16 protein-coding genes are annotated in these 19687 nt (G+C 59.6%); 4 read left to right on the top strand and 12 right to left on the bottom strand.

The window, feature by feature from the left end:
- Positions 1-21: 21 nt before the first annotated feature.
- From nuoL to JIN84_RS19965, 11 genes are all read right to left on the bottom strand, one after another.
- Positions 22-1851: an NADH-quinone oxidoreductase subunit L gene (gene nuoL / locus JIN84_RS20015; RefSeq protein WP_200352843.1), complete on the bottom strand. Its 1830-nt coding sequence runs from the start codon at positions 1849-1851 to the stop codon at positions 22-24.
- A gap of 99 nt (positions 1852-1950) precedes the next feature.
- Positions 1951-2271 (bottom strand): NADH-quinone oxidoreductase subunit NuoK, encoded by a 321-nt coding sequence (gene nuoK / locus JIN84_RS20010; RefSeq protein WP_200352842.1) that lies wholly within the window; start codon positions 2269-2271, stop codon positions 1951-1953.
- Between the two features lie 45 nt (positions 2272-2316).
- Positions 2317-2880 carry an NADH-quinone oxidoreductase subunit J family protein gene (locus JIN84_RS20005; protein WP_200352841.1) on the bottom strand — a complete coding sequence of 188 codons (564 nt, stop codon included), beginning with the start codon at positions 2878-2880 and terminating at the stop codon, positions 2317-2319.
- 123 nt (positions 2881-3003) lie between these two features.
- The gene (locus JIN84_RS20000) at positions 3004-3570 is read right to left on the bottom strand and encodes a 4Fe-4S binding protein (protein WP_200352840.1); all 567 of its coding nucleotides are present in this window, start codon (positions 3568-3570) and stop codon (positions 3004-3006) included.
- Positions 3571-3597: 27 nt separating this feature from the next.
- The gene (locus JIN84_RS19995) at positions 3598-4857 is read right to left on the bottom strand and encodes a complex I subunit 1/NuoH family protein (protein WP_200352839.1); all 1260 of its coding nucleotides are present in this window, start codon (positions 4855-4857) and stop codon (positions 3598-3600) included.
- A 30-nt stretch (positions 4858-4887) separates the two neighbouring features.
- Positions 4888-6651 (bottom strand): NADH-quinone oxidoreductase subunit G, encoded by a 1764-nt coding sequence (locus JIN84_RS19990; protein ID WP_200352838.1) that lies wholly within the window; start codon positions 6649-6651, stop codon positions 4888-4890.
- 139 nt (positions 6652-6790) lie between these two features.
- Positions 6791-8335 (bottom strand): pyridoxal-phosphate dependent enzyme, encoded by a 1545-nt coding sequence (locus JIN84_RS19985; RefSeq protein WP_200352837.1) that lies wholly within the window; start codon positions 8333-8335, stop codon positions 6791-6793.
- A 97-nt stretch (positions 8336-8432) separates the two neighbouring features.
- Positions 8433-10442, bottom strand: coding sequence for a transglutaminase-like domain-containing protein (locus JIN84_RS19980; protein ID WP_200352836.1), 2010 nt, complete (start codon positions 10440-10442; stop codon positions 8433-8435).
- A gap of 86 nt (positions 10443-10528) precedes the next feature.
- Complete coding sequence (locus JIN84_RS19975; protein ID WP_234043584.1) at positions 10529-11920, bottom strand: DUF58 domain-containing protein; 1392 nt, start codon at positions 11918-11920, stop codon at positions 10529-10531.
- A gap of 3 nt (positions 11921-11923) precedes the next feature.
- A complete protein-coding gene (locus JIN84_RS19970; RefSeq protein ID WP_200352834.1) occupies positions 11924-12859 on the bottom strand; it encodes an AAA family ATPase in 936 nt (311 codons plus the stop codon).
- Between the two features lie 158 nt (positions 12860-13017).
- On the bottom strand, positions 13018-14043 hold the full coding sequence (locus tag JIN84_RS19965) for a quinone-dependent dihydroorotate dehydrogenase (protein ID WP_325099623.1): 1026 nt from the start codon (positions 14041-14043) through the stop codon (positions 13018-13020).
- Positions 14044-14347: 304 nt separating this feature from the next.
- On the opposite strand from JIN84_RS19965, the gene JIN84_RS19960 reads away from it, so the two are divergent.
- Positions 14348-15208 (top strand): sigma-70 family RNA polymerase sigma factor, encoded by an 861-nt coding sequence (locus JIN84_RS19960; protein ID WP_200352832.1) that lies wholly within the window; start codon positions 14348-14350, stop codon positions 15206-15208.
- Between the two features lie 181 nt (positions 15209-15389).
- On the opposite strand, the gene JIN84_RS19955 is transcribed toward JIN84_RS19960, so the two are convergent.
- A complete protein-coding gene (locus JIN84_RS19955) occupies positions 15390-15737 on the bottom strand; it encodes a helix-turn-helix domain-containing protein (protein WP_200352831.1) in 348 nt (115 codons plus the stop codon).
- A gap of 31 nt (positions 15738-15768) precedes the next feature.
- On the opposite strand from JIN84_RS19955, the gene JIN84_RS19950 reads away from it, so the two are divergent.
- The 3 genes from JIN84_RS19950 (at position 15769) to JIN84_RS19940 (ending at position 19655) form a co-directional block, all read left to right on the top strand.
- A complete protein-coding gene (locus tag JIN84_RS19950; protein WP_200352830.1) occupies positions 15769-16203 on the top strand; it encodes a hypothetical protein in 435 nt (144 codons plus the stop codon).
- A 166-nt stretch (positions 16204-16369) separates the two neighbouring features.
- Positions 16370-18769 (top strand): zinc metalloprotease, encoded by a 2400-nt coding sequence (locus tag JIN84_RS19945; RefSeq protein ID WP_200352829.1) that lies wholly within the window; start codon positions 16370-16372, stop codon positions 18767-18769.
- Between the two features lies 1 nt (position 18770).
- Positions 18771-19655: a hypothetical protein gene (locus tag JIN84_RS19940; RefSeq protein WP_200352828.1), complete on the top strand. Its 885-nt coding sequence runs from the start codon at positions 18771-18773 to the stop codon at positions 19653-19655.
- Positions 19656-19687: the final 32 nt, after the last annotated feature.

The raw sequence follows: 19687 nt of genomic DNA, 5'->3' as shown, positions 1-19687 counted from the left end.
AATGCTTAAGATTTTGGGATTTCAGAACGCGGTGAAGTAGACGACGAGGATGACACCGAGGCCGAAAGCGAAGGCATATCCCTGCAGGCTGCCGGACTGGACCTTGCGGAAGATGTTGCCTGTGGACTCCGCCGCACGGCTGAGGCCGCCTACGAGCAGGCCGTTGATGAGGAGTTCGTCGAAAAACGCGATGATGGCGGCGAACGCGTCCTGGAAGTAGCGGACGATGAAGTTGTCGTAGATGCCGTCGATGTAGAAGCGGTTCTTGAAGAGCGGGATGGAGACCGGATCCTTGTCCTTGCCATTGTAGAGGACGAAACCCGCGGCAAGGCCGAGGACCAGGGAGGCGATGGAAGCTCCGAGGATGATGTAGTGGCCTTCCGCATGCTCGTGGCCGCCGTGGCGCGGGTCGATGGCGTTGAGGGGGGCTGTGAGGAAGGCGGAGCCGATCGCCATGCCGGCGAGAATGAGGAGCGGGACGAACATCAGCGGGCCGACTTCGTGGGCGTGGCCCGCTCCGTGTTCGTCACGCGGCTTGCCGAGGAATGTCACGACGTAGGCGCGCGTCATGTAGAAGGTGGTGAGGAACGCCACGAACACGGCGATGCCGAAGAGCGCCTTGTTCCCGTGGTAGGCGGCGCCAAGGATTTCCTCCTTCGAGTAGAATCCGGAGGTGACGAAGGGGACGGCGATCAGGGCCGCGGTGCCGATGGCGAAGGTGATGCCGGTGATCGGCATCTTCTTGAGCAGGCCACCCATTTTCCAGATGTCCTGTTCGTGGTGGCAGGCGTAGATGATCGCACCGGAGCCAAGGAAGAGGAGGGCCTTGAACCATGCGTGGGTGAAAAGGTGGAACATGCCCGCCTCACCGGAGACAAGGCCGACGGCCATCACCATGTAGCCGAGCTGGGAGAGGGTGGAATAGGCGAGGATCTTCTTGATGTCGTCCTGCTGTGTGGCCATCAGCGCGGCGGCCAGCGAGGTGATGCCACCGACCCAGGCGATGACCTGGCTGGAGAAAAGACCGGCGAGCACCTCGTGGTCGAGATCGAGCGAGAGCTGCACGCGGAACAGCATGTAAACCCCGGCGGCGACCATGGTCGCGGCGTGGATCAGGGCGGAAACGGGCGTCGGACCCTCCATGGCGTCCGGCAGCCAGACGTGGAGCGGAAGCTGGGCGGATTTGCCGACGGCGCCGCAGAAGACACACAGCAGGGCGGTCGAAAGCACGCCTGCGAAAATTGCGGGATTGGCGCCTTGGAAGGTCTTCACCCCTTCGGCCATCGCATCGAAGGAAAGTGCTCCGGTGATGCCCCACAGCATCAGGATGCCGATCATGAAACCGAAGTCACCCACACGGTTCGCGAGGAAGGCCTTTTTCGCGGCATCCGCGGCGGAGTCCTTCTGGTACCAGTGGCCGATGAGCAGGTAGGAGCTGAGTCCGACCAGCTCCCAGAAGATGAAGGTCATGATGAAGTTGTTCGCGAGCACGATGCCCGTCATCGAGAACATGAAAAGCGAGAGCCCGGTGAAGTAGCGCGCCTTCGCCTCATCCTCCTTCATGTAGGCCAGCGAGAAGATGTGCACCAGCATCCCGATGCCCGTCACGACGATCATCATGCCGGTCGAGAGCTTGTCCAGCTTGATGCCGATCTCCACCGAGAAGTCCCCGATCGTCGCCCAGGGAAACGCCGTGGTGCCGGTTTGCTTGAGCAGGACCAGCGCGATGATGAATGTCGCCACGGCGGAGGCGGTGGAGACCAGCGGTGCGAGTCCTGTTTTGCGCAGCGCCAGTTGGTTCGCCGCCGCAACGACGAGTGGCAGGAAAAGTAGGATCCAGGGTAGGGTCATGGTGGGTGAAATGGGATCAGTGAGCGGTGAAGACTTTGTCGGATGCCGGGTCGTCGGATTTCTCGTCCTTCAATGTCGGGTGTTCAATGTTCGTGTTCCTCAGCCTTTCAGCGAGGTGAGTTCGTCGGTGTGGATGGTCTGGCGGGCGCGGTAGAGGGCGACGATGATGGCGAGGCCGACGGCGACTTCCGCAGCGGCCACGGTGATGACGAAGAAGACGAGCATCTGGCCGTTGTAGTCGGGGAGTCCGTTCGCCGTGGTGTTGAAACGGGAGAAGGCGACCAGCGTCAGGTTCGCCGCGCTGAGCATGAGCTCGAGACACATGAAGACGATGATGATGTTCCGGCGGAGCACCACGCCGGCGAGGCCGATGGCGAAGAGCAGGCCGGAGACGAGAAGATAGTCGTTTAAGGTAGCCATGAAAAAAGTTCGAGAGGTTTCAGTGTTCTGTTTTCAGGGATGGGCTCATTCCGCCTGGCGTTTGGAGAGGACGACGACACCGACGGTGGCGACGAGGAGAAGCACGCCGAGGACCTGCAGCGGGAAATTGTATTCGGTGAAAAGCGTGTGGCCGATGAGATGGACATCGGGAAGCTTGCCATCATGCAGCGTGGTCGCGATTTTGCTTCCCTTGTCGAATCCCTTGGCCGCGGAGGCGAGGGTTGTCTCATCCAGCAACGGGGCGATCTTGTTCGGCGAGCGGAACAGGATGCCGACGAGCTGCACCATGAACGCCGCCACCAGCGCGATGCCGGCAGCGATGGGGAGCAGGGGCTTCGCCGGTTTTTCCTCATCCTTGAGGTCCAGCAGCATGATGATGAAGAGGAACAGCACCATCACAGCACCGGTATAGACGAGGATCTGGATGACTCCGACGAAGAACGCGCTGAGTCCGATGAACAGCCCGGCGAGTCCGACGAAACAGGTGACCACGGAGAGCGCGCTGGACACCGGATTGCGGAACGCGACGACCGCCGTGCCGCCGATGAGCATGACGGTGGAAAAGAGCCAGAAGAGGTAGCTGGGCATGGGAAGTTGCTAGATTTCAGTTTTCAGTTTTCAGCGGAGAGGAAGAGAGCGGGCAGCCGTCAGCATCGGTTTTTTCGGAAAGGGCTTCTTCCCTGAAAAGCCGGATGCTGGAGAGCAACAAACTCATTTCAGCTCGTTCCACTTGTTCACGAGGCCGACGCGGGTGCCGCCGATCTCGTAGAGTTTCGTCTTGTCGTGCACCATGTCGGCGCGCTTGAGGCCGGTGATGAGGTAGTCCTTGCGGAGGAAGATGGCCTGCTCGGGGCAGACTTCCTCGCACATGCCGCAGTAGATGCAGCGGATCATGTCGATGTCGAATTCCAAGGGACGCTTCTCGACCTTCGCCCATGGATCGTCGGAAGGGATTTCGGATGGCTTGATCTTGATCGCCTTCGGCGGGCAGATGAATTCGCAGAGCTGGCAGGACACACAGCGTTCGCGGCCCTGCTCGTCGGTGACGAGTGTCGGCGCGCCGCGGTAGTAATCCGGCATGTGCGAGTCCCAGCGCTGCTCGGGGAACTGCATGGTCACTCCGAGGCCGGAGGAAGCGAGTTCCTTGGAACCCGCGGATTTCCCCCGCAGTGTTTTCACCGCGTGGGTCATGGTGAGGAAGAAACCCTTGATGAGGGCTCCGAAGTAGATTTTCTCACCGAAGTTGAGCTTCGGGCGCTGGAGTTTGACGACGGCCATGAGAGGAAATGTTGGGAAATGAAGGGATTAGGCGCGCAGGACTTTCGGGCGTTCTTCGGAAACTTTCGCGACCCAGATCACCGCTCCGGTAACGACGAGAAGGAGCACCGCGCCGACGGCGATGATGACTCCCGCGAGATCCGGTGCCGCCAGGATGAGGGCGCCGAGGAAGACGTTGATGAGCGCGGCTTCGAAGAACACGACCCAGCCGAGCTTCATCAGCTGGTCATAGCGGAACCGGGGCACCGTCCAGCGCACGAGGATGAAGAAGAGGATGAAGCCGATCAGTTTCGTCAGGAAACAACCGAGGTGGATCAGTCCGCCGAAGTAGATGTCGCCGATGTGCAGCTTCGCGACATGGGCGTCGATTCCGAAGCCGATCGACCAGCCGCCGAGGAAAAGCGTCACGATGAGCGCGGAGCCGATGACCATCGCGGCATATTCGCCCATGAAGAACATCGCGAACTTCATCGAGGAATATTCGGTGTGATAACCACCGACGAGTTCGGTTTCGCACTCGGGGAGGTCGAACGGCATGCGGTTCGTTTCCGCGAAGATCGAGATGGTGAAAATGAGGAAGGCGATCGCGGCAGGGAACCAGAAGAGTGCGGTGGTGAGATCCGGCAGGCCGATCTGACCGTTTTTCCAGAAGGGCAGCAGCAACCAGCCGTTGTCCGCCTGGTATTGCACGATCTTGCTGAGGTTCAGGTCTCCGTAGAACATCAGCACCGGGATGATGGAAAGGCCGAGAGCGATTTCATAGGAAATCATCTGCGCCGTCGAACGCACGCCGCCGATGAAGGGAAACTTCGAGTTCGATGCCCAGCCGGCGAGGGTGATTCCATAAACGGAAAGCGAGGCGACGGAGAAAACAAACAACGGTCCGATATCGAGATCCGCGATGACGAGTTTCTCGGTGTGACCGAAAAGGGTGATCGGCGAGCCGAACGGCACCACACAGACCGTGATCAACGCGGGAACGACCGTCAGAGCCGGAGCCATCCAGTAGAATGCCTTGCGGACGTGCTCGGGGGTGAAATCTTCCTTCAGGAAAAGCTTCAAGCCGTCGGCAATCGGCTGAACCAGACCGAACAAGTGGAAATCGTTCTTGAAGCCCAGCAGCGTGAACGGAATGCCGACCCGGTTCGGTCCCACCCGGTCCTGGATGACCGCGGAAAACCTCCGTTCGAAATAAACGGAAACGGGAACCAGAGGCAACACGACCATGAACGTCAGGACGACGATCTTGGTGATGATGATGGCGAGTTGGAATACAATGTCCGGCATTTGGGTCGGGGAAAATTAAAGATTGGAGGATCAACCGTTGATGAGTCCGGCGGCCTTGCGGGCGCGTTCGTTCTTCAGGAGTGGGATTTCGTAACCCGTTTCGGTGATTTGCGTGCCTTGGTGGCCGATCTTGGAAAGAGTGAGTCCGTTGAATGCGGGCACGTTCTGCGCGATGGCCTTGAAGATATCCTCGATGAGGTGGGCCTCGTTTTTCCCGCCGGAAAGGGCAAGCAGGAGATCGCGGAGGATTTCCCAATCGTCATGGGCCTGGGCGGGAGGTTCGACGGCGCGGTTGAGGCGCTGGAGACGGCCGGAGAGGTTGACCATGGAGCCGCGTTTTTCCGCGAAGGTTGCGGAAGGCAGGACGATGTGGGCGCTCTCGGCGGTTGGATTGGCGAGGGTGCTGGTTTGCAGGAGGAAATCGAGTTTCCCGAGGTCCTCGGCGGTGAATCCCGCGTCGGTGACGACGTCCTCGCCGAGAACGATCAATGACTTGATGGAACCGTCGCGCACTCCGTCACGGATGAAGGCGAGGCCGGAGTAAGGGGTTTCGGTGCCGAGGATCAGTTTCGCACCGACCGTGTTCGGGTTGCGGTCCGCAGCGACGAGCAAGGCGTCCGCCTCGCCGGAGCGGGGGATCAGGGCGAGAAGGCTGGTGTTGAGTTCCGCGGCGAGAGCCCGGGTGAGGAAGAGTTCCTCGTTGGTCATGCGGCCGGAGGCGATGATGGCGGTCTGGCCCACAGGTGTGGATTTCAAGCGGCTGGCGCTTTCCGCGATGGCGGCGGACCAGGAAGTCTGGGCGAAGGTGGAAGACCCGGCACCACGGGCGAGCGGTTCGGTCAGGCGGGCGTCGCTGTCGATGTGATGGAAATTCAAGCGATGTGAATCCGGCATCCATGCGGAGTTCACGTCGTTGTTCAGACGCGGGGTGATGCGGTGGACCTTGTTTCCACGGGTCCAGATGGTGATGTTGCTGCCGGTGCCGCAGTTCACGTCGATGCTCGGCGTTTCCTTGAGGAACCAGACACGCATCTGGAAGCGGAAATCATTGGAGGTCAGCGCGCCGACCGGACAGATGTCGGCGGTATTGAGAGAGTAGTTCGAGTCCAGCAGACGGCCCGGATGGACGGTCAAGGTGGTGTGCGTGCCACGCTGGGTGAAGCCGAGCACCGGATCACCGGCGACCTCGTCCATGAAGCGGATGCAGCGGCTGCACATGATGCAGCGCTCGTCGTCGAGGCGGATGCGGGGGCCGATATCGACGTTTTTCGGCTTTTTCACCTTCATGTCGATGAAGCGGGAGACACCGCGGCCGTGTTGCACGGATTGTTCCTGAAGGCGGCATTCGCCGGCCTGGTCACAGATCGGACAGTCGAGAGGGTGGTTGATGAGGAGGAATTCCATCACGCCCTCGCGGCATTTTTCCACTAGTTCGCCTCTGGTGCGGATTCCCATGTTTTCGCCCACGGTATTCGCACAAGCGATGACGGGGCGTGGCATCCAGCCGATGATTTCGTAGCCATTTTCATCCCGGACCGGCTCCTGACCGGGGGCGGGACGGGGCGGCATGCCCATCTGGACAAGACACATCCGGCAGTTTCCCGGGGAGGAAAGCTTGGGATGGTAACAATAATGGGGGACGGTGACCTGTGCCTGGCGGCAGGCTTCAATCATCCGAGTTCCTTTGGGAAACTGATGCCATACGCCGTCAATCTGGACGTTGACCATGCCTTTCTCGGCAGCAAGGTCTTTAGGCAGTTTCAGTTCCGCAATCGCCGAAGGTGTGTCGCTCATGGCTAGATAGAGCGCCGGACGCATGTGCAGGAGTCGTCCATCGGTGCTCGCGCGGGACTATGTCTGGCCAACCATCATGCGGCAAGCGTGCTTTGTGAAAACTTTCACAAGCCGGAATTCGCCGTTTGCGGTTCTGTCGTCACAATCCTTTCAGCCTTTCCCTCGTCGCCTCATCCACCGGTTCGCACAGGCGGTAGCCGTCTCCTTGTTTCGGGATGGTCATCAGGAGGGCGTCGCGTTCATAGGGCGAGGGGAAATCCAGCCCGATGAGCGCCCGTCCGATGCGTTCGCCGGACTGGCGGTAGTTGAAATAGCAGAGGCTGGCATTTCCGCGGATGCGCTGGTCGAGGAAGTCGTGCAGCGCACCGGGGCGTTCGTAGAAATCCAGGCGCAGGAAGGCCGGATTTTTCAAAAGGTCTCCCCTCAGCGGAATCGCGCGGAAGTTGATGTCCACCGCTCCGGTCAGATCTTCCCACGCGAAGCCGTGCGCGTCGAGTTTCTGAGGAAGGGCGTCGAGGTCCTCGGGGTTTTTCGCATGGATGGTGAAGGCCGGCCAAGCGACCTCCTCGCTGGTCTTGCCGTATTGGAAGTCCGCGATGTCCAGCCCTTCGAAGCAGGTGTCGAGCAGTTCCAGCATCGTCCCGGCCCGTTCCGGGATGCGGACGCGGAGCGTGCGGCTGGTCTTCGCTCCGGCACCGATGGATTGGGCGATGAGTCCGAGCTGGAGGAAATCGATGTTCGCTCCCGTGATGACGACAAGCACTTTTTTGCCGACGAGCGCCTCGCGGTTTTTCAGGACGGCGGCCAGTCCCATGGCTCCGGAGGGTTCGGAAATGCAACGCAACCCTTCCCAGAGCGTGCGGATGGCGGTGCTGACTTCGGCATTGGTCACGGTTTCCACGAGATCCACCGTGCTCTGGCAGATCTGGAACGGGATTTCTCCCGCCTTCCTGACCGCGGTGCCGTCGCAGAAGAGATCCACGCTTTCGAGTGACACCGGTTTGGCTGCTTCAAGAGCGGCCTTCATGGAGGCCTGCCCGGCACCTTCCACGCCGACGATTTCGATATCCGGCCAATACGTTTTCAGCCAACATGAAACCCCTGCCGCCATGCCGCCCCCGCCGATCTGCAGGTAGGCGGCGTCGAAGGGACCGTGCCCGGAAAGGACGACCTCGTCCGCAAGCGTGCCCTGGCCGGCCATGACTTTCAAATCATCGTAGGCATGCACGTAAACCGCGCCGCTGGCCGCCTCATCCGCGCGGGCGGCGGAGACGGCCTCATCGTAACTGTCGCCCGCGAGGTGGATTTCAACAAACTCGCCGCCATGGTGGAGCACGGCATTCTGCTTCACCTTCGGGGTCGAGCGCGGCATGTAGATGCGGGCCTTCACTTTCAAGGTCCGGGCTGCGAGCGCCACTCCCTGCGCGTGGTTTCCCGCCGAAGCGGTGACCACTCCGCGCACCGATTCACCCGGAGTGAGCAATGCCATGCGGTTGCAGGCACCCCGCCATTTGTAGGCCTTGATCGGGGAGAGGTCCTCGCGCTTGATCCAGATTTCCGGTCCGGGGCCTGTCAGATTCAGCCGCTCCAGCGGCGTGGCCTGGCCGAAGCGGTACACACGCTCCCGGGCAAACAGGATTTCCTGGCGCAATTGCCGGTCCAGCGGCAGATCCTCACGATTCATACGCGGAGCTTTGTCTGAAATGCCGGGAGCCGCAAGAGGTAGGATCGGCATTCTCATCCGTTTCCGTCCCTCCGGAGGTTCCTGATCAATGGAAGGTCTACACCACCTTTTCCAGTTGTTTCACCAGTTCCGTCAGCCGTTCCCTTTCGTCCGGCATCGCGGGCGCGGGGTCATACCGCAGGCGCTGGTGCAGTGAAATGGCCTCATCGAGCAAATGCCCGTCCGCCAGACCCGGGCGGAGCCGCAGCAGCCATTCGGAAAACGGCATGCCCGGCGGACGCGGGCCGATGCGTTTCCGGGCGGTTTTCTCTATCGAATGCAGGGGCGTGCGGATGGCGGGGCCTCCATAGCCGTTCATGCGCCTCTCCGCATCCATCCGGCGTTTGGATTTCCACAGCCGCTTCATGATGAACACGAGGACGCCCGAGGCGATGGCTCCCATGACCAGCGAGACGGCGAGCTTGTTGGAGGGTTGGTTGCGCCAGAGGAAAAAATCCTCACGCCAGCGTTTCAGCATGTCGTTGAATCGCTGTTTGGTCGTGTTCCGTTGTGGCAGCGTGCCCACCCAGCCGGGCGGTGTGGTGTCGATGTCGATCCATGTCTTCTCCTTTTCATCCCAGGCGCGGCACCACGCATGGCCGTGGGTCCCGCGGATGATGAATTCCTTGCGCGGCACATCCCTTTCCGCGACCGCATAGCCGATGGCGTAGCGGGCGGGGACACCGGCCTGCCGCAGCAGCAGTGTCGTGGCAGCGGCGAAGTATTCGCAGTGGCCGGATTTGGTTTTGGTGAGAAATTGTTCGATCGCCGTGGGGTGGGCCGGATCGTTGGCCGAGGCCCTGATGGTCAGGTTACGCGAATACTGGAAGTCCCGGCGAAACCAGTTCTGGAGGATTGAGATCTTTTCCCGCAGGGTGCGACGCGGGCGCGCGCTTTCCGGGGAGGCGGGTTCCAGCAGGTCCAGTTCCTTCAGCACCGCCTGCAGGGTCGCGCGCTCGATGGCCGGGACATTGAGATCCTCCCTGAGGCTAACTGGATTTTCTCCGGAGAATCCACCGCTCCACAGCACCGAGCCTTCGATGACCGAGTGCTTGGGGTAAACCCGCACGGTGCCGAAATTATTGCGCTCGATGCCGTCCAGCTCGAATCCCGTGACGCTGGAAGTGTTGCCAGGAAGCGCGAGCGGCGACTCCGCCACCACGGAGCCACGCATGGTGTAGCGCCGCTGTTCCTTGCCGACCGCGCGGATCTGCTCGGCTTCCGGGGCAGCCACGGAAAGCAGGTAGTAGGGGACGTTTTCCTGAAGACGGGTGTCGAGGTCGTTGAACTCGAGCTCCGGAAACGGCTGGCAGAGCCAGCTTCCATTCCAATGATAGGTGTTGTAGGTGGCTGTCCGGAGCAGGGCTGGAGGAGCTTGTTTTTCCGCAGGCTTCAGGCGCCAGATGATGTCGGAGGATTGTTCGATGGTGCCGCGTTTTCCGATCAGCGTATTCACCCATTTCGGATCAAACCCCGAGCGTGTCGCTTCGGAGTTTCCCAGGCGGTCGTACACCTCCTCCAGCGCCTTCTGTCCGGCCAAGGCGATGAGACCGGCGACAACGAGTGCGACGATGAGCGACGCGGGACGGCTGCGGCTGCTGGAAAGAAGCATCCAGCCCGTCAGAACGATGATCCCGGGGAGGAACAACCACGAGTAGGCGCCATTGGACGAGGTGCCCAGGGTCGAGCCGACGAGCGCGGTCACAAACGTGACGTTGCCGAAATTGATCAGGACCACGGATTCCGTCAGCCCCAGGCGGACGTTGCGCTTCCGGCGTTGCTGGGCGAGCAGGGAAAAGGTATTGGCGGGGACGGCGTTTCTCAGTCCGAACGACTGGATGAACTGCATGGGCAGCAGCAGGGGAGGCAGCCACGTGAGCAGCGTGGATGCCGTCATGGTCGCGGGTCCATCCAGATAGATGAGCATTCCCGACAGGAGGATGGCGACGACGCTGAGCTGCCAGGCCCTCGCGCAGGCCTCGTCGTTGAAGTCCCAGCGCACCCGGATCCAATGCGCGCTCTCCACGAACAGCGCCAGCAGCACGCCGAGAAGCGGGCGTCCCGTCATCAGCCCCCAGAAGAGCAATGACGCGCCGAGGATGAAACGGGGAGGTGGATGGATCTGGTAAATGGCCGTCGGGTTGTTGGGATTGCCTAGAATTGCGTGTTCAACCGTACCGGCAACCGCTTGAGATCGCGCATGATCTGGCCGGATTCAAGCCAATGCCCGGGTGCCTGGCCGGGGTTCGCACCTCTCCCGATGACGATGGGCGCGCAGACGATGCCGCCTCTCGTGAGTTTGTTGAGAAACTCCGAACGGGCCTGATCCCAGCCGTTGAAGATGACGAGGCAGGAGGTGAGGTCGTCGCGGTGGCGCAGCACGAGCTTCGCCAGGTCTTCGTAATTATCCTCCCGTTCGGGCGAGACGCCGGCGAGAACCTCCAGCAGTTTTTCCGCGCGCTCCACACCACGGCCCGCCGTCACGAGGTGTGCTTCGTTCTTGATGAACATCAGGTCGAGCAGGGACTCGTTGGTGTCGATGGCTGCGGCGAACGATGCCGCCACCGAGATGACTTCCTCGAACTGCTGGTCCGTCCGGTCTGTGGAGAGCGTGTCCACGATGAGTCCATAGCGCGGGTAGAACGTGTCCTCAAGTTCCTTCACGATGGGCCGTCCGGTGCGCGCCCAGCTTTTCCAATGGATCTGCCGGAGCGGATCGCCGGGACGGTAGTCGCGAAGCCCTACGAATTCGCCGGAGGTGCCGATCGTGTTGGTATTGGCCTCGCCGGAAATCTTGAAAGCCGCGCCGCCGGGAAGCTCGATGGGTGGCAGCGGGAAACGGCGTGGAAGAACCGTCAGCGTGGCCGTCGGCGCCTTCACCCTCCGGCAGCGCTGGAACAGTCCGAACGGGTCCGGAAGCAACACACGCAGGTCGTTGAAGCGGATCACGCCGCGCCGCAGAGGTGTCAGTTCCATCGTGACGCTGGCATGCTGGCCGTGCTCGAGGCTCACATCGTCCTTTGAAAAGCCTCCGGAGAACAGCCGGTTTCCCAGATACAGCCACTGCCAGCGGTAATAGGGCAGCGTACGGTCGAACAGATTCCTTTCCTCCTCGCCCGGTTCGCGCAGCACGGTGAAATCCGCGAGGCCGGGACGAGGGTCCGGCGGTGTGTCCGCCAGCCACGCGCGGCTCAGGCGGCGGGGGCTGTGGTGCCAGACGCGCACCGTGTAGCGGAGCGGCTCGCCGGCGGTGGCGAAGCGTGGCATTTCCCGCTTCGCTTCCACCCTGGCGCGCCGGGACATGGCCCATGGCACGCCGATCATCACCATGCCGAGACTCAGGGAGAACAACTGGTAGGTGGAGCTGGCCTGTTTGCCGAGTCCCAGACACGTGGCGAGGACCAATACGATGAGCAGCGTGATGCCCGCAGGCCGGCAGCGGCGCAGAAGGAAATGGTAGATGCCCGAGCCATGGAAATAGACGTGGTAAAGCCACCTGTCCAAGCGTCTGCGCGGAAGCGCGGGAGACGGGGGATGTGTCTTCATCGGTCAGGCTGGCACAGGCGTTTGCTCGATGATGTCCGCCACGATCTGGCGTGCGTTCGCACCGGAATAACGGGCCTCCGGTGCCAGGACCATGCGGTGCGCGATGACATCCGCGGCCACGGACTGGATGAGTTCCGGCGAGACGAATTCATCACCTTGGAAAATGGCCATCGCTTGGGAAACCTTCATCAGGGCGAGCGAGGCGCGGGGGCTTGCCGCAAGCTGGATGGCGGGGTGGCCGCGTGTCGCGCCGACAAGCGCCACCACATAGTGCCGCAGCTCCTCGCTGAAACGAACCTGTCGCGAGGCTTCCATCAGTTCGATGATTTCCTCGCGGGTGGCCACCGCCTCCAACCGGTTCACCGGGTGCGTCTGCGCCTGATCCGCAAGAATGGCGGCTTCCTCCGCAGCGGTCACGTAGCCCATCGTGCATTGCATGGCGAAACGGTCCATCTGCGCTTCCGGCAGGGGATAGGTGCCCCGGAATTCCACCGGATTCTGCGTGGCGATGACAAAGAAAAGCCCTTCCAGATCATACCGCTCCCCCTCGACGGTGACCTGCCGTTCCCCCATGGCTTCCAAGAGGGCGCTCTGCGTTCTTGGTGAGGCGCGGTTGATTTCATCCGCGAGAAGAATGTCCGTGAAAACAGGGCCGGGGTGGAACTTGAACTCCTGCGAACGGGGATCGAGAATGGAGACGCCGAGAATGTCCGAAGGCAGCAGGTCGGGAGTGAATTGCACCCGCTTGAACATCGCGCCGCCGACCGCTTTCGCGATGGCTTTCGCCATGGTGGTTTTTCCCGTGCCGGGGAAATCCTCCAGCAACACGTGCCCGCCGGAGATCATGCAGGCCAGCACACGCCGCACGATTTCCGGCTGCCCGCGCACGACAGAACTGACAGCGGCTTCCAAGCGGGCGGCGGTGGAGGGGATGCTCATGGATTTTTGTTAGATGGGTGGGACGGGGATGTGGTTGTGTCTGATGAAAACCGCAGAAGCGGAGGCGTGCCACACATTTCGTATGAAGATTTGATGAAGGGCAGAGGGAGGGGCGGACGGGCCGCCCTGATCCGTCGGAAGCAGCTCTTCCAACGCCATCAAAGCCCGGCTGCGAGCTCGCGCACGAGCTTCGGGCCTTGATAGATGAATGATGTGTAGATTTGCACCAGGGACGCGCCCGCACGGATTTTCGCCCGAGCGTCTTCCAACGAAGATATGCCGCCGACACCGATGACGGGAATCCGGTTGCCGAGACAGTTCGCGAAAATTTCCAATGCGATGGTGCTTTTTTCAAACACCGGTCTTCCCGACAGGCCGCCAGCTTCGTCCGCGCGGGGATGGCCGGCCACCAGGTGGCGGTCAAGCGTGGTGTTCGTGGCGATGACGCCGTCCAACCCTCCATCCAGAAAAACACGTGCGAGGTCGCGGATGTGGGTTTCGTCCAGATCCGGGGCGACCTTGAAAAGCAGGGGGACTTTTTTACCATGCTCGGCGGCCAGCTTCTGCTGCTCCTTCTTGAGCGTTTCGAGCAGGCGCGCGCTGGCTTCCGCACCTTGGAGATCGCGCAGGCCCGGAGTGTTTGGAGAGGATAGATTCACCGCGATGTAGTCAGCCACGGGGTAGGCTTTCCGCAGACAGATCAGATAATCGTCCGCGGCGTTTTCATTCGGAGTGTCCTTGTTTTTGCCGATGTTGAATCCGACGATTCCGCCGAAGGATTTCGAGGAACGGACGTTTTCCACTCCCGCGTCAATTCCGGGATTGTTGAAGCCCATGCGGTTGATGATCGCCTCGTGCTCGACGAGGCGGAACAATCGCGGCTTTGGATTGCCCGCCTGGGGGCGGGGGGTGATGGTGCCGATTTCCACCGAGCCGAAGCCGAGCCTGCCGAGCGCGTCGATGGTGTTTCCTTCCTTATCCAATCCCGCCGCCAGACCCACCCGGTTCGGAAACTTCAGCCCCATGATCTCCACCGGAGAGGTGAATTCATCCACAGGCGAAGCCAGTCCGAGCAATCCGGATTTCTCCGCCATCCGCAGGGCTTTCAAACTGGTGTGATGGGCGGTTTCCGCATCCAGGCGGAACAATCCCGAGCGGGCGATTGGGTAAAATGCGTCAAACACGGACAAGAATTGAGTCACGGAACGCTGATTGTCGAACCTCTCATGCGCCAAAATGGCGCGATTCGTGCGAAAAATGCACCGATCGTGCATTTTGTCACACCTGTGAAAAGTGGTTTGATTAAAAATCAACCACTTGGGATCCAAAAATCAAGGGCACACGGATTGCTAAATAGTCAAAGTTGAAAATCACCGGGTCCGGTAAATATTCAAAGTGATGACAAAGTGATCACAATGAATTTTTTCTGAACAAAAAAGGAATAAACAACCTTCGGCGACGTTTAATAAATAACAACCCCATCATCCAATGGCCTACGAATCAGACAGCAGCTTGAAGCTCTATTTGCGTGAGATTTCAAAAACGCCTCTCCTCACCGCTGAAGAGGAAATTTCTCTCGCCGAGCGCATCAAAAACGGTGATCCGGAAGCCCGTGCGCACATGATCCGTGCGAACCTGCGTCTGGTGGTGAAAATCGCCCAAGACTATTCCAATTACGGCATGCCCGTGACGGACCTGATCTCCGAAGGCAACATCGGCCTCATGAAGGCTGTGGAGCGCTTCGATCCTGAAAAGGGCGGCAAACTTTCAACCTACGCGGCCTGGTGGATCAAGCAGTCCATCAAGCGGGCGTTGGCAAACCAGTCCAAGACCATCCGTCTCCCTGTCCACATGGTGGACAAGATCGCCAAGATGCGCCGCATCGCCACGATCCTGACCGAAGCTCTGGGCCGCGAACCGACCGACGAAGAACTCGCCGACGAAGTGGGTCTCCCACACCGCAAGCTCGCCCTGTTGCGCCAAGCTTCCTATCGCCCGACCTCTTTGGACGCACCGATCAACGAAGGCGAGGCCACGGAATTCGGCGAAGTCATCAGTGATGAGAAGGCCGTGAATCCATTGGATATGCTTTCCGACAAGAATCTGCATGGCGAATTGGATGGCCTGCTTTCGGTTCTCGACGAGCGCGAACGCCGCATCATCGACGAACGCTTCGGTCTCAACGGCCGCCAAGCGCTCACTCTCGAGGAAGTCGGACGAGAGTTCGGCGTCACCCGCGAGCGGATCCGCCAGCTTCAAAACTCCGCACTGACCAAAATGCGTCGTGCCCTTCGCAAGAAGGAAAAGCCGATGCCAAAGCCGGTCCTCGGCGATTTCGCGGAAGCCTGATCTCAGCATAGTAAGAGCAAATAAACGTGTGTTTCAACCGCGGCAGTTGGCGCTGCCGCGGTTGTTTTTTGCGTTGGAATCCATATAAACAGGCGTTCGTGCCTGTTCTTGACAAGCCATCGTCCTCAAACCCTCGCTTGATCAGGTTCCAACCGCAACCATTCGATTGTGCGTGGAAAGCCTAGGAGTGGGATTCCGACTCTTTTGCAATTTCGTTCAGAGCTGAGAAAATGCTTAGAACTTCCTTTTCCGGGTCCGGGCTGAGGACAGATAAGAGGGTGTGAAGTTCCAGCACGTCAACACGTCGTTCTCCCAGCTCTATCCTTGCTATCAGCGCTTGCTCCCTGCCGATTTTGGATGCCAGGTCGCGTTGGCTCAAGCCGGCTTGTTTCCGCAGTTCGACGAGACGGGCGCACAATAGCTCGCTGCTCTTCGAATGGATCGACTTTTTCACAACGTCTTCATGAGGGCTTTTGGAGGTTGACTCCAAAATCGCATCATGATGGATTTCGTTTACCAGAGAGTTCACTCGGTGATCTTAATCCCCTCCCGGCACCACCATGAAAAATGTGATCTGCGTCCTGCTTGTCGAAATGATCTTTTTCTCTCTTGCCCGCGCCCAAGTGACGGTCAGTCCTGACACCCCACCCCGTCACTGGATGGAACAGGTCCCGGACACGACCGGCACGCGGGATATCGTGTCACTGGTATTCAAAACCACTCCGGGCGTCCTCTATTCCGTCCAGACCTCGGAGGACCTGACCCACTGGCAGACACTTGATGACGAGTTTTACGGCTTGGGCCAGGAAGTCGTTATCCCGATGATCGCGAAAAATCCACGAAGCGGCCACGGCCGGCGGTGGACCTCCATCTACGGTGCCGCGTCCGGTGAATGTCTCGTTATACATGCAACGGGCCATAGGAGGAGGGCTGCTGCTTTCCTGGAGGTCACTCGATACCGGCAACGCGATGCGACATTATTTGCCAGAGGCTGACGCGGTGGCCGAGTGGCACCAAATGCCATTCTATTGGAATACCTTCGACGGTTATTCATACATGATTACCCGCCCGCCCGCTGATTCCGTGCCTCCCACGGTTCTTTCGGATTTTGGCCCTGCGGATCAAAAGATGGTCGAGACTTTTCAAGAAAATCTTCCTGCGATGAATGCGGAGGTCGCTGCCAGCGTCGCCCGTGCGCGCAACAGTGTGCAAGACCCCGCATCTTCCGCGGGCTCTCGAAAATTCTGGCGGGTGGTCCCGAACTGGTCGCTCGATTCCGATGGCGACAGCACACCGGACTGGCTTGAGTTCGACCTGATCGTCAGAGATCAATCCGACCCCGGCACGGGAAGTGGTGGTGGAAGCGGAGGCGGAGGAAATGAAGGTGGGCCCAGGGGCGACCCCTTCTCGGGTGATACCAATCATAACGGAATCCCCGACGGCGACGAACTCGACTCGGATGGTGATGGCATCGTTGACAAGAACGATGCCTCGAAGTCCGACGAACAGATCAACTGGGTCAAAGGCGGCGCAATGCGGTTCGCGTGGTTCGATGTGATGTTACCGGCGGAAGGCGATCCCTTGCTTGGAGACAAAAAGACACCGTTTCAAGTCAATGACCAGGGCAAGGTGCTCTTCAAAAACTCCCTGTGGCACAATGGCGGGCTTGTCGATTTGCCCGATATCGGCACGGACCTGTCCTTCTGCGGATCCATCGCCCTCGGTGATGACGGACTGATCCTCGGGCAGGGAGCGATCGACTTTCCCGGCGACGAGTATGAGGCCACCGTATCATGCATGGTCAGATGGAGTTCCGCGGGAGGTGCTCCCGTGGTGCTGAAAGTTGGGGACATCTATCCTCAGGTCACCCGTGACGTCGGCTATGGCCTTATCAACCCGGATATGTTGCTCAACGAAAACAACGAATTCATCGGATACCAGGCGACCAAGGTGGATTATAACGCAGATTATGAGGAAGGGGGGGAGCCGCGTTATGGCTATAAGTATCCTGTCCCGAATCCGTTGAAAATATGGAAGCTCAAACCGAGTGGCTCCGGCGGGGATGTCGTCACGTCAGGGGCGGATGCTCCGGATTTCGCCGGCTGGGTGGATGCCGGTGGCGGATTCGGAGGAATCGGGGCCGGCAATCCCGGCAAGGTCACTTTCGGCGGTGGAGACGATACCCACGAATTCGAGGAGAACTACAACCGGTCCGTAAAACTGCCGAACGGCGTCACCGCGATGATGAGGGGATATGACAGGGCCATCGCTCCCGCCACCATGAACAATGGAAGCACGCCGCGGTATTACGCGGGCGATCAATGGACCGCCATCGCCGCCAGTTCCTCCTTCAACAACGCCTTGGATTTTTCCACCGACGGCCGTTTCGCCATCACCGATGGCTTCGGGATCTGGCACAATGGAATGGCTTTGCCTATGTGGAACTGCAGCCCTGGCCTTCCGGAGGACTGGAGGACCCGTTCCAACAACTTCGTCACAGACACCACCCGTCATGGATGGACCCTCGCGGTGAGAAAAGAGGGCGGCGGTCCGGCAACCAAGGCCATGGTCGGCACACCGCTGTTTTTGGAAACACCCACCCCCTCGGAAGGTCTCGACGCGGTGTCCTTCACCGCGAGCAATTCCTTCAATAACGAATTGGAAGGCATCAAGGAGGAGTTCTGGATCATGGTGCCGGCGGGTGGGAATATTCCCGTCCGCATCCGGAGTGGCGCCTGTCCGGTCACCCCCGTCACCCTGGGTGGTGGTACCGGCAGCAAGGTGACGGCGAGTCCTTCCTCGGTGGATTCCACCAACACCGTGGTCACCTTTTCCGCCCCTGCGGACGCGGATGGCACCCAGGAAGTCGTAAGCATCAAACTCGGTGAGCTGCATTCGCTCAGCAAGCCCCTGCGCGCCAAGATCATGAAACCGCGTGTAGTCAAGCTCTCCGTCTGGCCGCTTAAGAAAAATCCCGCCGATCCGGTACCGGCCATCCCTCCCGAAGGGGAGTTCGAGGAATACCTGAATGATATCTACAAGAAGCAGATCAACGTCTCCTTCGACGTCACGATCCAACCGCCATCCAACTCGGGCCTTGCGGCCGATGCCCCGTTCCGCGTCAGTGATCCGCCCACGGGAGCACAGAAGGCCGTCACCGTCGGGAAAAACGTGGGAGACATCCAGGTTTACATCATGGGAGGTGATGCCACCCTTCAGCGGGAAAATCCGCAGTCTTCTGGGGGCAGTGTCAAAGGAATCACGGATCCCGCCGCCAGTCAGGTATGGATGAGCGTGGATGGGGACGCCAACGGCGCCTATGCCCAGCGCCAGAACTGGCTGAGCACCGTGACCCACGAAATCGGCCATGTCTTGTTCGGGAGAGGACATCCGGACCAGGGCAAGGGACCCGCACCTCTGCCGCTCACGGATCAGAGGGCGAGGATCATGTACAGTGCCAGAGATCTCATCGGCCCTTCGACCCAGCAACGGGTCTGTGTCAAGGCGGAGTGGGACGTGGCGGAGACGTGGTTGAAAAACAGACCATTGGGAGATAATTAAAATGAAGAAATTGATTGTAATTATTGCATTTATGTCAAGTTCTTTATCTTTATCTTTGTCAGAGGAGGTGTGGCAACAAGAGCGAAGGATGGAAGCCGAACAAGTCGAGCTTTGGAAAGGGAATCTGGAAAAATCTTCGCGATTGAGCGGTTCGGATAAAGTCGACTTCTTGTCTTTGGGAGCAAGAAGCATGGGGCATCGAATCAGATTGGGGAATCATAGTTCAGATGTTGAGGTAATATATAAAATGATCAGAGAAACCATTATGGCCATTCCCGGCTATGCGGATTATTATGACAAAAAAATCCGTCGGAACATGGATGATGAAGTGGCCAAAAATGGAAAGGGTAATGAGCGTGAACGGATGTGGGCTTTTCAAACATTGGAGCACCTCCCCAGTCCTGAAACTGTGAAGGTCCTCGGCGAGCTTCTCTACGATGATCGTGACCCTTACAAAGGGGCGACGGGTTTCGAGGATACTGGGGCTCCGAGGCCCAACTTCAGATATGCGTCGATGACATTGACCCGCTTGGGGATCCAGAAGGCCCCCATGAAAAACAAGTACCCGGACGGGTCGGTGGGATATGATGATTCCGAGGTCGAAACCTGGAAAGTCTGGTATGAACAAGTGAAAGCCGGGACCCGCACCTTTTCCTTCGAAGGTGACGACACGATCTACAATCTCGCCGGGCGAACCTCCGTCGCCCGTGACGGCCCTGTCCAATCACGCCCCGAACGCAAGGTTTCCACCACTGGCGGTGGGAATCATGACCTGACAACGAAGCCCGCAAGCCGGGCTCCCGGAGTCATCGCCGTCCTGCTTCTACTGGGAATTGCGGCATTCACCGTGAAGAAGATCAAAAGCCGTGCCACGGAAACGAAATAGCAAGTCGACTGCGCTAGCCTGAGATTCGCAGG

Origin of the sequence: Luteolibacter yonseiensis (assembly GCF_016595465.1) — a bacterium.
Taxonomy (GTDB): domain Bacteria; phylum Verrucomicrobiota; class Verrucomicrobiia; order Verrucomicrobiales; family Akkermansiaceae; genus Luteolibacter; species Luteolibacter yonseiensis.
This window is presented reverse-complemented; position numbering and strand designations above follow the sequence as displayed.

Coding starts and splice junctions, on each gene's coding strand:
- JIN84_RS19990 (WP_200352838.1), bottom strand. CDS start 6,651: ATGAGCGACACACCTTCGGCGATTGCGGAACTGAAACTGCCTAAAGAC.
- JIN84_RS19980 (WP_200352836.1), bottom strand. CDS start 10,442: ATGACGGGACGCCCGCTTCTCGGCGTGCTGCTGGCGCTGTTCGTGGAG.
- JIN84_RS19970 (WP_200352834.1), bottom strand. CDS start 12,859: ATGAGCATCCCCTCCACCGCCGCCCGCTTGGAAGCCGCTGTCAGTTCT.
- JIN84_RS19960 (WP_200352832.1), top strand. CDS start 14,348: ATGGCCTACGAATCAGACAGCAGCTTGAAGCTCTATTTGCGTGAGATT.
- JIN84_RS19945 (WP_200352829.1), top strand. CDS start 16,370: ATGAATGCGGAGGTCGCTGCCAGCGTCGCCCGTGCGCGCAACAGTGTG.
- JIN84_RS19995 (WP_200352839.1), bottom strand. CDS start 4,857: ATGCCGGACATTGTATTCCAACTCGCCATCATCATCACCAAGATCGTC.
- nuoK (WP_200352842.1), bottom strand. CDS start 2,271: ATGGCTACCTTAAACGACTATCTTCTCGTCTCCGGCCTGCTCTTCGCC.
- JIN84_RS19940 (WP_200352828.1), top strand. CDS start 18,771: ATGAAGAAATTGATTGTAATTATTGCATTTATGTCAAGTTCTTTATCT.
- JIN84_RS20000 (WP_200352840.1), bottom strand. CDS start 3,570: ATGGCCGTCGTCAAACTCCAGCGCCCGAAGCTCAACTTCGGTGAGAAA.
- JIN84_RS19975 (WP_234043584.1), bottom strand. CDS start 11,920: ATGAAGACACATCCCCCGTCTCCCGCGCTTCCGCGCAGACGCTTGGAC.
- JIN84_RS20005 (WP_200352841.1), bottom strand. CDS start 2,880: ATGCCCAGCTACCTCTTCTGGCTCTTTTCCACCGTCATGCTCATCGGC.
- JIN84_RS19950 (WP_200352830.1), top strand. CDS start 15,769: ATGAAAAATGTGATCTGCGTCCTGCTTGTCGAAATGATCTTTTTCTCT.
- nuoL (WP_200352843.1), bottom strand. CDS start 1,851: ATGACCCTACCCTGGATCCTACTTTTCCTGCCACTCGTCGTTGCGGCG.
- JIN84_RS19985 (WP_200352837.1), bottom strand. CDS start 8,335: ATGAATCGTGAGGATCTGCCGCTGGACCGGCAATTGCGCCAGGAAATC.